Source organism: Nocardia puris (genome assembly GCF_036051655.1).
GTDB classification, from domain to species: Bacteria; Actinomycetota; Actinomycetes; order Mycobacteriales; family Mycobacteriaceae; genus Nocardia; species Nocardia puris.
Genome location: NZ_CP107943.1, coordinates 7,118,858 through 7,130,744 on the forward strand (window position 1 = coordinate 7,118,858; position 11,887 = coordinate 7,130,744).

An 11,887-nucleotide genomic window follows, 5' to 3' on the forward strand; every position below is an offset into this window, starting at 1 on the left:
CCGTCCGACAGCGCTGTGCAGCTTCGCCTACCGGACGGTATCTCATGCCGCACTTCCGTTCGGGGATTCGCCGCCGGTGCCGCCGGATCGGCCGGTACCGCCGGTGAATTCGCTGAACCGCTGGTTGGTGTCGTGGATACCGCTCTCCTTCTCCGAGAGCGTGAACTCCATGTGGAACGGAATGCCGGGCCTGCGGTCCTCACCGATCTTCAGCAGGAACTTGCCGGTGCCCGGCGGCGAGGGCCGCTGCTGTCCCGGTTTGAGCGCCTCACCCGTAAGTGCCTGCGGCGCCGACCATCCCGTCACCATCTCCTCCTCGGCGGAGGTGAACGGGACGGTGCTGTCGAGTCGTTTGACCTCCTCGGCGGGCAGCGCGCCGAAGATCTTGGCGCGCGCGCGTTCCAGGAAGCCGAGCGCCTTGGCGATGGCGGCCTCCGAACCGAGCGACTGGAGATCCTTGATGGTGTGGCTGATCATGATCAGCGCCGTGGCCAGGCCGCGCTGCAGACGGGTGAGTTCGTCGACGCGGTCGACCATGAAGTCGCCGAGCCCGAGCACCTGCCACAGCTCGTCCATCACCACCTGGAAGTAGCGCTGCGGGCCCAGATTCGCGTCGGCCAGCACGTGCGCGGCCTCCACGGAGGCGAAACCGTCGGCCCAGCAGGCCAGCATGACGGCGGCCTTGAGCTTCTTGTCGCCGGTCGGGATGTGCGAGACGTCGATGCACACCGCGACGGCGTCGGTGTCGATCGGCACGGAGGTCTGCCCGTTGAACACCGCGCCGAACGGGCCCTGGGTGAGCGCGCGCAGCGAGCGGCGCAGTTCCTTGATCGCGATCTGGTATTCGCCGGGATCGTCGGCGCCCGCGTCCAATTGGAGTTCCTCGCCGCCCGCGACGATCACCTCGAGCAGGTTCTCCATGATCGGCGGCCGGTCGGGGGTGTAGCCGCTGCCCTCCTGGTAGAGGATGCGCAGCGCGGTGGCGATGAGGGTCTCCTCGTAGTCGCGCACGCGCGCGCCGCGCACCAGCTCCACCAGGCCCGCGATGAGCGTGACCTGGCGGGCGCGCAGATCCTGCAGCACCTGCAGGCGCAGCGCGGGGAACTCGTCCAGGAGCGGCACCACCGAGCCGAGTACGCCCGCCGCCAGCGGGTTGAGTTTGCCGTGACCGTAGCCGAGGTCGATGACCTGGCCGCCGACCAGTTCCACCATCCGGCGGTAGTCGGGTTTCACGTCGGCCAGGATCAGCGGCGTGATGCCCTGCGCGATGCCGCCCAGCACGATCCGGCGCACCAGCGAGGACTTGCCGAAACCGTTGAGCCCCAGCACGAAAAGGCTCGGCGCGGTGATGAAGCTGCCGCGCATGAACCAGTTCATGGGGTCGAAGCAGACCGGCGCGCCGGTGTGCAGGTGCGAGCCGAGCGGTGTGCCGATCAGCGGCGCGCCCGCGCCCACCGACCACGGCCACAATCCGGCGACCTGCGCCGTGGTGGCGCGGTATTCGACGGGGCGGCCCACCACGTTCATCCGTCCGCCGCCCGGCCCGGCGTAGCCGCGGGCGGTGAGTTGCGCTGTGCTGCGGTCGAATCCGTCCTCGACGGTGAGCTCGGCGCGCGCGGCGTAGTTGCGGCGGCGGATATCGTCGGTGCGCACCCGGAAGGCGGCCCACGCGGCGCGCAGGCCGGAGCCCTCGCGCGCGGTCTCCTCGAGCCGCGCCCGCGTGACATCGTCGAGCAGCGGCGGCCCGGACTGTTTCTTCTTCTCCGCCCTGGCTTTCGCGCGCTGCGCCGCCTTGTCGGACACGCCCATCGCGCGGTCGGCGGCATCGTCGGCGCGCGGGCGGGCGGGCCGCTTGCCGCGCCGGGCCGGCTCCTCGCGGGGCGGCCTGCCGCGCCCGGCGCTCGCCCTGGCGCGCTCGGCGGCGGCGCGTTCGGCCCTGGCGCGGTCGCCGAGCGAACGCTCCCCGTGCGGGCGTTCGACATACCCGCGCTCGCCGTGCGGACGTTCGGCACGGGCCCCGTCGGGGCGGGGACGCGGCCTGCGTTCCCCGTCCCGTGGCGCGCGGCGTTCGTCGACGCCGATGCGCTCGTCGCCGCTCATACGCGGCGCGCCCCGACCCGAGCGGCGTTGCGGCGCTTCGTCGTAGCCCGCGTGGTAGCCCTCCGGCTCCCGGCGTGCCCGGCGTGCCGCCTCGTCGCGCTCCCGTACCGGAGGCTCGTGGTCCCGTGCCATGAATCGCTCACCCCGCCAATGCCTTCGGAATGGTCGCGTGTTCCGGCAGGATCACCCCGCACCCGAGCGAGGCCGCGAAGGCCGCCGCCTGGTACCGGTAGCACCGCCGGATCTTGAGTCGCGCCTGGGTGGACAGGTCGCGCGTGATGGCCTCGATGCGCGGCAGGTCACCGCGCATCGGCTCGGTGATCGTGACCAGCGCGCCGAAGCGGGTCACGCCGTGGCCCCTGGCCTGCTCTTCGCGGGCCTGCTGGGTGGCGCCGACGCGCAGCGTGGCGGCGGCCGAGACCACGCCGCGCTCGCTCTGCTGGGCCACCAGCGCGTTCTTGAAGTCGTCGTCGACGATCTCGGCGGCGTCGGCGGCCGAATGCGGACGGTAGACGATGGCGATGCGCTTGCGCGGCACCTCCGGATTCGGCGCGAGCAACCGCTGCAGCACCCGTTCGTCCACCGCGCCCTCGGGGGCGGCGTCCATCTCCCAGGTCACCGAGCGGCCGCCGTCGTGCACGAAGTGATCCCACTTCTCATCGTGCGAGATCGGGCCCGCGTCGGCCCAATCCAGGCCGTGCCCTTCGGGTTCGGAGGCGGCGACCTCGAGATCGGCCTGCGAGGCCGGATCGTAGCTGCGCCGGATGAAGGAGATCACCTCGTCGGCCGACATGGGCTGGGCGCGCACGCCCGCCTCGGCCAGCGCCGCGCAGATGCCCGGCAGGCGGCGGCCGATCTCGACGGCCTCCTCGGCGGGGTTCTTGCGCCGCTCGGCGGTGGTGGCCTTGAACGTGATCGCCACGCGCGGCAGCAGCTGCACCCGCTCCTGCGGCAGTTCGGTGGCCAGCTCGTACATCACCTGCTGAGCCAGGTCCGGCGCGTCGGGCCGGGTGATCGCGGAAACCTCGGTGAGCAAACGGTTTCCGGTCTCGGGCACGGTGTCGATCACCGGCACCACGGCGACGATGTCGCTGGTCTGGCCCATCGAGGCGAGGAAGGTGCCCCACGCCGAGACCCAGCGGTCGATCACCGGCTGGTCCACCGCCTCGTGGCCCTGCGGCCAGGCGCGCAGCACCACCGTGTACTGCGCGAACTGCGGCAGGTGAATCATGCCGAAGCTGTAGCCGCCCGCGTCGATGCCCTCGTAGAGCTTCGAGGGCGCCAGCAGGCCCGGCAGCCGGGTCACTCCGCCCGGGATGCGGGAGAAGCGGCCGCCCCGGTACACGTGCTCGCCGCGATTACGCGAGCGCATCCAGTTGAACATCATCAATCCCGTCTCGTAGCCCGAACGGCCCCCGGTGCGCCACACCAGGGGCACCATGATCAACGCGCCGGTGCCGCCGACGATCAGACCCCATTTGAAGCCGCCGAACATCGCGCAGAGCAGCGCCGTGATCACGACGACGAAGCCGATGACGGTCTCCTCCCAGCGCAGGCCGAAAAGGCCCGCGCTGCGCGGCTTCTGCCACAGACCGTAGGAACGGCGCTCGTAGGTGTCGGTCGTCATCGCGGAATGGTGCTCCTCCCGAGGTCGGGCGAACGGTTCGCCCAGCGGTCGCCCGCCACGTCACCCATGGACTGGTCGGCGTTGCGCAGCGGTGTCGTCGCGGCCTGGGCCGCGCCCGCCCGGCCCGCCGCGCGCGAGGCACCGGACGGTACCCCGGCCGCGGCCTGTTGCGGCGTCTGACCCGCCGCTCCCCCGCCGCCACCGCCGCCGCGCGGAGGCGGCGCCGGGCGCGGTGAGCCACCGCGGCCCGCGCCACCCGGCGGGCGCGGGCCCGAACCGCTGCCGCTCACATAGCCGGCCTGGCCGGGGCCCGCGGCCGCCTTCACGCCGACGGCCTTGGTGCCCATCGCGCCGAGCGCCAGCGCGCCGACCACGGCGCCGCCGGTCCAGGCCAGACCCGAACCGCCCGAACCGACGGTCGCGACGGCCGGGGTCACCAGGCGCATCAGGGCGGGCAGCACGAACGCCACGCTGCACAGCAGCACGATCGCGACCAACATGCGCTGGGCCTCCTCGCCGTCGGGCAGCCCCGTGGTGGAGGTGAGTCCGTCGACGTGGCCCGCGGTGGTGAACGCGATCATGTACACGATCGCCGCCACCGGTTTGAACAGCATGAACGCGATGATCCAGCCGATCAGCTTCTGATACGACTGTTTACCGACGTTCATCCCCGACGCGGCCGCCGCCAGGGGCAGCGCGCCCGCCGCGATGATCAGCAGGCCTTGGCGCACGATGGCGAACACGATCTGGGCGAGCGCGCCGAGCAGGCCGACGATCGCGATGATCAGCACCAGGCCGGGCGAGAAGGCTTGGAGCTTACTGGTTTTCACCATCAGCTCGGCCATGTTCTTGGCGTTGCCGTCGGTGGAGTCGTTGATGATCCACTCGGCGAACCGGTCCGAGGCCACCGTGCCCGCCACGATCACCGCGCCCAGCATCCAGGAACTGAACACCACCCTGGCGAACATGCGGAACGATTCGGCCGCCTCGCTCACCGCCGCTCCGCGTCTGGCCTCGGCCAGTCTCGCGCCGGTGAGGATCACCGAGGCGATCAGCAGCAGGATCTGCAATTGATAGGTGTAGTCCTGGATCTTGGTGAACAGCGAACCGCCGTCGCTGGCCGCCTCGTTGGGCACGTTCATCCAGAACGTGAGCGCCAGGATGATGGCCTCGCCGAGACCGTTCATCAGCGAGTCGACCACCTTGCCGAAGGTGGAATCCCACGCGGCGTCCTTCACCGTGGTGGCCGCGTCGCCCGGATGCGAGGCGGCGTTGCCCGCCTTGCACACCGCGGAGGCGGCGTCACCCAGCGAGATGCCGGGCAGGCCGACGTCGTCGAGGGTGTCGTGGATCTCGTTGCAGGTCTCGTCGAAGCCGTAGGTCTGACCGTAGGCGACGGTCGGCGTCGCGATCATCACCGTGCAGATGACCGCGAAGATCGTCAGGAGCTTCTTCACCATGCTGTCCACCCCTCGCTTGGTCGCAGGGACTCGATCCGGACTGGCAACTGGCACCCGGGCCTTTCTCACGAGCTGGACGGTGGGGTGTTGCTGAGGTTGCTGGGTTTCCCCGGTTTGTGTCGCGCTCACCATCGCGTCCACCCCTCGAGCGATTCGATCAGTTCGGTCTGAGCGCCGTTGCTCGTCGCGGGTTTGAGCCGCCAGTCGCCCGCGTCCCACACCATCACCAGGCGCAGGGCGGCCCACAGCTGTCTGCCGTCGACCACCGGCCCGCGCGAGGCGAACCGGACGATGGCCAGATCGTCGGCGTAGTTCTCCACCTTGAACGCGTCGGGGGCGACGAAGTATCTGGTCACCTTCTCCGGCTGCTGCTCGGGCAGGCGGTCCTCCTCCAGCGCGCGATCGTAGGCGGCGATCTGCTGCGCGGAGACGCGCACCTGGCGCACGTACAGGTCGCGGTCGGCCGGGCGGGCGTTGAGCCGGTAGGTGATCTGGGCGGCGGCCAGCGCCGCGCCCTGCGGGGTGTGCGCGTACCCGACCGCCAAGCCGTCCTCGATGCGGCTCGGGCCGTCGGAGGTCGAGAACGGCACCGACGCGCCGTAGACCCGTTGCCAGCCGCGCGGTTCGGTGGTCCCCACGGGCGCGCCGGTGAGCCAGTCGGGATCGCCGGAGTGGCGCTGCAGGGACGGGTCCTGCGGAAGCGGTTGTCCCGCAGGGTTGTTCGGGACGTCGACGCGCCTGCCGAAGATGTCCACCTCGGGGGTGGCGAAGCCCTCGCCCGTGGTGGCGGTGAGTTCGGCGTCGCCGGTGTCGGGTGTCGCCTCGTCGCGGTTGAGGTACACCACCGCGCCCACGATGACGATGAGCGCGAGCAGCGCGGCGGAGGCGACCCCGCCGAAGGAGACGCGGTCGCGCGCGTACGACCCCTTCTCGCTCACTGCGGCGCCTCCAAAGTCACGATGTCGGTGGGTAGTTCGTCGATGGCGTCGACCGGCCGTGCGGTCGACTCCGATTCGGGCAGTCGTAATCTCCAGTCCTCGGCGTACCACTCCACGACGGTGTGGTTCACGGCGCGGGAGCCATCGGAGTATTCGGTGTAGACGTCCACCGCGGATCGCTGCTCGGTGTATTCGGTGATCCGGTAGCCGAGCAAACGCGGGGCGTACTCCGGATCGGCGGGTCCGGTGATGGACAGCTGCACCCGCGCCACCGACCACTCGTCGCGCGCTGTGCTCGGAATCACTTCCGCCGCAACCACCTTCGGCCACTGGCTGTCGCTGGCGACGGACAGGCGCACCGTGTGGGTGATGGCGGCGACCGCCGCGCCGGGCGGGGTGCGGTCGAATCCCGTTGCCGCGCCGCCGTCCTCGGTCTTCGGCCCCTGGTCGGTGTGCGGCAGCGCGACGCCCTGGAAGCTCTGCCAGCGCACGCCGCTCGGCGGTTCGGACAGGTCGGGGCCCGCGGCCTCGTCACCGCCGCCGCAGCCCACGGCCGCGGCCAGCAGCACCGCGCCGACCACACCCGCGGCCGGTCGGCGGGCACCGCGCCGTCCGCGCGCCGGAATGGGGCGTGCCGACGGGTGGGTGTGTACCCGCGCCGTGGCGCTCATGAGCGGCTGTGCCACCACGTCGGTGAGCGACCGCACCCCGGCACCCGTGCGCGGCTGGGCCGCTGCCGGATTCCTGCGCGCCGACGCAGCCGTGTCCGCGTGCGACAGCGCCGTCGTGCCGAGGCACGCCGACGCCGACGTAAGTGAGAACGGCTGCGCCACTGTGCGGTTCATCGAGCCGCTCCCCTCCGGTCCCGGCCGGCTCACGTCGGAAGGAACGCCAACGCGATCCCCGAGGCGGTGCTGGCGACCGTCGCGCCGAGGAGGCTCATCAGCACACCGTGCGAGGCGTCGTTGGCCGCCAGGTCGGTGCGGAACGCGATCCACAGGCGGCCCGCGGACAGGATCATCCACGCCAGGCACACCAGCAGCACGAACCACAGCAGCCAGTTGAGCAGCTGCATGATGGGTTCGAGTACCTCGGAGGGCATCTGCTTGTAGGCGGACAGTTCCAGGGACGGTCGCGGCGTCGGCATGGCGCTCCCTCTAGGTGCCGATGACGGCGTTCATGATGGTGCCCGCGCTGGTGGCGACCACGCCGCCGATCATCGCGCCCGCCACCATCTTCGGCGATTCCAGGCCGCCGCCGGTCCACTTCTCCCACGCGAACCGGCCGCCGGCGTAGATGATGCCGCAGACGCCCGACAGCAGCACGAACCAGGTGAGGTAGCGCACCAGCTGCAGGATCTTGTCGGATCCGGGGGGCGCCTCCGGCGTCGGGTTGCCCACCTGGGCCAGCACGGCGCCGTACGCGTCCTGCGCGGCTAGCAGATACATGCTCATCGGATGCCTTTCTCGAGATGTGTTCCGGCGACGCGAACGATCACAGGTGCGCCTCCTGCTCGTCGTCGAAATCCGCTGCGCCGTCGAGCTTCTCACGAACGGTCGCGACGATGTCGGCGCCCAGTTCGCGGACCTCGGGCGGCACCTCGGTGAGCGGGTCGACGCGGCGTTTGCGCTCGGGGACCGGATCGCCCGGCGTCCACACCGGCAGCTGTTCCGGCTCGACCAGCGTCCATTCCTCGTACCAGGGCACCTGCCACAGCGGACCCGCCAGCGAGCCGACCACCTCGCGGTAGCGGCGGATCTCGGCGGGCATCTTGCCGGGCCGGGCGGCCACGGTGATCAGGCCGAGCACTTCCGAGGGGCCGCCGAAGCCGAAGTGGTGCTGGCGCAACAGGTCGTGCGCGCGGGTGAGCCCGGCGATGGTCTCCCGGGCGACGAGGACGACGAAGGGCGATTCGCGCTCGAAGACGCCGGGCCAGCGGCGGCTCGAATCCGCCGCGGGCGCAAGCACATGCGCGAGCGTAGTGGCTCCGGAACCGCCGTGCACACCCAGCAGCCACAGCAGCGGCGCGCGGCCGATGCCGGGCACCGGACGGTCCCACACCGGGGCACGGCGCGACTCCGGCGGGGCGACGACGCCCGCCGGGCGCGGGGCGAGTTTGCGGCGAATCCTCATGGCGGCCGTCATGATGCCACTCCGGCGAGCAGTCGCCCATAAGCCCTGCGTGTCTCGGGCGCGAGCGCGGTGTGCCGGACGAGTTCACCGCGCGCCAGGTGCGGGTCGTAGGGCACCTCGGCGATATCGCGGACCCAGCCCGACAGGTGTTCGCGCAAATGGTCGGCAACCCGGGAATCGCCGCCCGGCTGCTGGTGCGAGACGACGATGGTGGCATCGCCGACGATGCCGTTGCCCTGCCCCTCGCTCGACTCGCCGAACTGGTCGTCGAGCCACTCCAGCGTGACGCGCAGCCGGTTCGCCGCGTCGGGGCGCGACGGGATCGCGAGGATGAGCGCGACATCGGCGTCGTCGAGCAGCGGGCGCAACTGGCGGCCCGCGATCGGGCTGCCGCCGTCGTATACGGCGGTGAAGCCCGCGACCTCCACGGCGCGCGCGACCGTGAGGTAGGTGGCGCGCCTGCGCAGCGGCGTCTCGTCGCGCCACAGCAGGCCGATGCCCGAGGTGGCGCGCGACAGGCATTCCTTGAGCGGCGCCGGTTCGTCGTCGCCGCGCCCGTACAGCCAGGATTGCAGGCTGATCGGGTGCAGGTGCTCGTCGGCGCCGCGCAGCGCCAGATCGCTGCCCGCGGCCGTCGCGTCCACCGCCACGGTCGGCGTGCCCGCCGCGCCCAGTTCCCCCGCGATGCCCAGCGCCGTGGTGGTGGTGCCCGCGCCGCCGCAGCCGCCCACCACCAGGATCGGGCGCTGCCCTGGATCGCCGTCCCCGCCGTCCCCGCCGTCGTCGCGCTTGCCGCGCCGCAGTCGTACCACCGGAGCCTTGGCGCGCGCCTGGCGTCCCGGCGGGGCGCCCTCGGCGGCCTCGTCGAGCCAGCGGCTCCAGTCCTCTCCCATCGTTCTCAGCTCTCTTTCATCCGGCCGTGATGCCCGTGATCAGGGTGCGGCCGCCGATCACCGCGGTGGTGACCGTCTGCTTGTTGTACGTGGCCGGCGCGCCGCCCGGCCGGTACTCGGTGACCTCCACCGAGTACGTGTGCTCGCCCACCGTCGCGATGCGCACGCAGTGCGTGGTGCCCGCGGGGACGCTGTCGATGCCGCGCTGGATGAGCGGCGCGGGCGAGATGGGCGCGTCCGGCGCGACCACCGCCCTGGCCCGCTCGCCGGAACGCTCGACGTAGTAGGCGTACTGGAAGGCCAGGATGGCGTCGGGGCCGGAGTGGGTGCCGCCGGATTCGGCGCTGCGCACGATCCGGTCCCTCCGCTCCGCCTGGCAGCCGGAGGTGATGCCCGCCTGCGCGCTGCCCGCGGTGAACTGCATCGGCGGCGTCATGGGCGCGGTGGCCGCCCGCTGGCCCGAGGACTGCACCAGGTACAGCGCGCCCGCGGCGGCCAGGGCCAGCAGCACGATCGCGACGATCAGCACGACCACCACGCGCCCGCGCCGCGAGGCGGGATGCTCACGCAGCGACCGGGGCTGCGGCTCGCGCTCGCGCAGGGGTTCGTCGTCGTAGTCGTCGTCCTCCGGCCACGGGAAGTGCACGACCGCGCCGTCGCGCGGGGTGTAGTCGTCGTCGGGGCCGGGCGCGCGGTCGGCGACCCAGTCCGACCAGCCGCCGGTGAACTCGCTGCGCCGGGTGGGCAGATCCGCGGGGATCTCGTTGCGGGCGCGGGCTTCCTCGGGGTCGACCTCGGTCTCGCGAATGTAGTGCGGATACCGTGCCGGGCCCTCGTCCTCGGGGTCGTCCAGGCGCGCCTGATCCTGCTGCGGTGCGGTCGGCGCGCCCGTGTCGGGCTCGAGGGCGTCGTACCATCGCGACAGGTTTTTGTACGACTTCAACATTCCCCCATTCCCGCAGAGAGCACGTGATATCGCATCGTCGGACCTCTCGGCGATCAGTTCGTGGAGAACGGGTAGGCGTTGGCGTCGGTGCCGGGTCGCTCGGTGGGCGGAATCGAGGTCACGCCCCCGGATGAGGCGCCATCGGCTCCTGTCCCGAACGGAAATTGTCCCGTACCGGACGAATTCGGCGTAGCCGACGCGCCGGAACCGCCCCCTGAGAATCCGGTGGGCGGCGCGGGGAGCCGCCCCTGCGGTGCGGCGCCGCCGCCGAAGCGGTCGGCCAGGTCGCGGGCCAGTGCCGCGAACCAATCGGCCACGAAGCGGGTCGGCGCGTCTCCGTTGGCGGCCACCGCCGCGGTGCTGTACGCGCCGTGGCGCTGCACCGTGTCCCAGTACCGCACCCAGGTGGTGAGGTCAAGGAGTTCGCGATTGTCGGTGATGTTCTGTACCACGGCCTGGTACGCCTGGTTCACCAGGCGGGACACCGTGGTGGGGGGCACGAGCTGCGTCGTGGCGTCGATGAGCCGCGCGCCGAGCAGGAACAGTCCCGCGGCCGGGTTGGTCAGGCCCGCGGTGGCCAGCTCCGAGATGGCCGCCGGGTTGAGGACCGAGCGCACCACCGTGGTGACCGCGTTGAGCCCGATCACCCCGACTTTGAGCACAGCGCGGAAGGCGGCGTTCAGGTCCAGCGGGGTGCGCGGATCGGAGGCCTCGGCGAGGCGCTGCGAGATCGACTTCTGCGGCGAGAGCGACAGATTCGCGATCGTGGAGCCCTGCACGTCGTTGTTCACGACGGCGCTCGCGGTCTTGATCGAGGTGTACGCCAGCGCCTGCGCGATGGAGGTGAGCGAGGCGATCGGATCGCCGCCGCTGACCTTCGCCTGGCCCGCGACGCCGGCCACGGCCTTGAGGATGGGCGCGCCTTCCGGTGCGTCGCACGCGAGATCGCCCGCGGCGCAGAAGCTCGCGACGCGGCCGGTGAGCGCGGCGAAGTTGGGCGCGACATCGCGGTCGGGGGCGATGCCGCCGCCGCTGACCGGCGTCTGCGGCAGCGCCGCGATGGTGGCGACGCGCTCGCCCGCCGTGCCCGGCGCGGGATCGGGGGTGTGCTTTCCGGGCGAACCGGGGAACAGGGGCGCTCCGGGGTTGCGGGTGGGATCGGCGAACAAGGCGACGGCCGCGACCTTCTCGGCGGGCAGCACGCCGCGGCCCTGGCCGATCTCCTGCGCGAACAGGGACGCCACGTGCGCGCCCTGCGAGTAACCGACGATCGCGAACCGGGTGTCGGCGCAGCGGGCGGCGACGTCGCGCGCCATGTCCCGCAGCCTGGTCAATCCGCCTTGCACGGACTCCGCGTAGGGCACCGGGGCGCCGCCGGTGAAGCCGCCGAATCCGGATTCGTAGGGCACGTACGCGCGCGCCACCAGGCTCGGGTCGGCGGCCCTGGCCAGCAGCGGCATGAAGACGGTGGAGAGCATGCCGGTGTCGGTCGTGGGCGCCGCGTCGGGCGAGGATTCCCCCGTGCCCTGAATACCCAAGGCGTACAGGGCGGGACAGCCGGCGACCGGCAGGGTCGGGCTCGCGGAATCCGGCGGATCGGCGTACGCGGAACCGGCCGTCGCGGTGGCGACGGCGACGGTGGTCGCTGCCACCAGTCCCGCGAGTCGTACCGAATGATCAGTCATAGCGATCCGCAATCAGTTCCCGTTGCCGCGACTACCCTCAACGCCATGAAACGCAATAGACCGTAACAGATTCCGGCTATTACTGTCGCACCTGCGAAAACTTTC

At 71.6% G+C, this 11,887-nt stretch carries 11 protein-coding genes; all 11 read right to left on the reverse strand.

Going from position 1 to position 11,887, the window contains the following annotated elements; all coding sequences use genetic code 11:
• Positions 1 to 42 precede the first annotated feature (42 nt).
• On the reverse strand, positions 43 to 2,232 hold the full coding sequence (locus OHB21_RS33035; RefSeq protein WP_113974908.1) for a hypothetical protein: 2,190 nt from the start codon (positions 2,230 to 2,232) through the stop codon (positions 43 to 45).
• Between the two features lie 7 nt (positions 2,233 to 2,239).
• On the reverse strand, positions 2,240 to 3,727 hold the full coding sequence (locus OHB21_RS33040; protein WP_067504003.1) for an SCO6880 family protein: 1,488 nt from the start codon (positions 3,725 to 3,727) through the stop codon (positions 2,240 to 2,242).
• Positions 3,724 to 5,187, reverse strand: coding sequence for a hypothetical protein (locus OHB21_RS33045; protein ID WP_113974960.1), 1,464 nt, complete (start codon positions 5,185 to 5,187; stop codon positions 3,724 to 3,726). Before OHB21_RS33045 ends, OHB21_RS33040 begins: the two co-directional genes overlap by 4 nt.
• A 125-nt stretch (positions 5,188 to 5,312) precedes the next feature.
• Positions 5,313 to 6,125, reverse strand: a complete 813-nt coding sequence (locus OHB21_RS33050; protein WP_067504006.1) for a hypothetical protein — start codon at positions 6,123 to 6,125, stop codon at positions 5,313 to 5,315.
• Positions 6,122 to 6,970, reverse strand: coding sequence for a hypothetical protein (locus tag OHB21_RS33055; protein WP_228790889.1), 849 nt, complete (start codon positions 6,968 to 6,970; stop codon positions 6,122 to 6,124). The genes OHB21_RS33050 and OHB21_RS33055 overlap by 4 nt, the downstream gene beginning before the upstream one ends.
• A 29-nt stretch (positions 6,971 to 6,999) precedes the next feature.
• The gene (locus OHB21_RS33060; RefSeq protein ID WP_195125632.1) at positions 7,000 to 7,272 is read right to left on the reverse strand and encodes a hypothetical protein; all 273 of its coding nucleotides are present in this window, start codon (positions 7,270 to 7,272) and stop codon (positions 7,000 to 7,002) included.
• A gap of 10 nt (positions 7,273 to 7,282) precedes the next feature.
• Positions 7,283 to 7,579 (reverse strand): hypothetical protein, encoded by a 297-nt coding sequence (locus OHB21_RS33065; RefSeq protein ID WP_067504011.1) that lies wholly within the window; start codon positions 7,577 to 7,579, stop codon positions 7,283 to 7,285.
• Positions 7,580 to 7,619: 40 nt separating this feature from the next.
• Complete coding sequence (locus tag OHB21_RS33070) at positions 7,620 to 8,270, reverse strand: hypothetical protein (protein WP_067504013.1); 651 nt, start codon at positions 8,268 to 8,270, stop codon at positions 7,620 to 7,622.
• Positions 8,267 to 9,151: a MinD/ParA family ATP-binding protein gene (locus OHB21_RS33075; protein WP_195125631.1), complete on the reverse strand. Its 885-nt coding sequence runs from the start codon at positions 9,149 to 9,151 to the stop codon at positions 8,267 to 8,269. The genes OHB21_RS33070 and OHB21_RS33075 overlap by 4 nt, the downstream gene beginning before the upstream one ends.
• Before the next feature lie 16 nt (positions 9,152 to 9,167).
• Positions 9,168 to 10,097, reverse strand: coding sequence for a hypothetical protein (locus tag OHB21_RS33080; RefSeq protein WP_067504018.1), 930 nt, complete (start codon positions 10,095 to 10,097; stop codon positions 9,168 to 9,170).
• A 53-nt stretch (positions 10,098 to 10,150) separates the two neighbouring features.
• Positions 10,151 to 11,782: a cutinase family protein gene (locus OHB21_RS33085; protein ID WP_067504021.1), complete on the reverse strand. Its 1,632-nt coding sequence runs from the start codon at positions 11,780 to 11,782 to the stop codon at positions 10,151 to 10,153.
• Positions 11,783 to 11,887: the final 105 nt, after the last annotated feature.

Coding starts and splice junctions, on each gene's coding strand:
- OHB21_RS33035 (WP_113974908.1), bottom strand. CDS start 2,232: ATGGCACGGGACCACGAGCCTCCGGTACGGGAGCGCGACGAGGCGGCA.
- OHB21_RS33040 (WP_067504003.1), bottom strand. CDS start 3,727: ATGACGACCGACACCTACGAGCGCCGTTCCTACGGTCTGTGGCAGAAG.
- OHB21_RS33045 (WP_113974960.1), bottom strand. CDS start 5,187: ATGGTGAAGAAGCTCCTGACGATCTTCGCGGTCATCTGCACGGTGATG.
- OHB21_RS33055 (WP_228790889.1), bottom strand. CDS start 6,970: ATGAACCGCACAGTGGCGCAGCCGTTCTCACTTACGTCGGCGTCGGCG.
- OHB21_RS33060 (WP_195125632.1), bottom strand. CDS start 7,272: ATGCCGACGCCGCGACCGTCCCTGGAACTGTCCGCCTACAAGCAGATG.
- OHB21_RS33065 (WP_067504011.1), bottom strand. CDS start 7,579: ATGAGCATGTATCTGCTAGCCGCGCAGGACGCGTACGGCGCCGTGCTG.
- OHB21_RS33070 (WP_067504013.1), bottom strand. CDS start 8,270: ATGACGGCCGCCATGAGGATTCGCCGCAAACTCGCCCCGCGCCCGGCG.
- OHB21_RS33075 (WP_195125631.1), bottom strand. CDS start 9,151: ATGGGAGAGGACTGGAGCCGCTGGCTCGACGAGGCCGCCGAGGGCGCC.
- OHB21_RS33080 (WP_067504018.1), bottom strand. CDS start 10,097: ATGTTGAAGTCGTACAAAAACCTGTCGCGATGGTACGACGCCCTCGAG.
- OHB21_RS33085 (WP_067504021.1), bottom strand. CDS start 11,782: ATGACTGATCATTCGGTACGACTCGCGGGACTGGTGGCAGCGACCACC.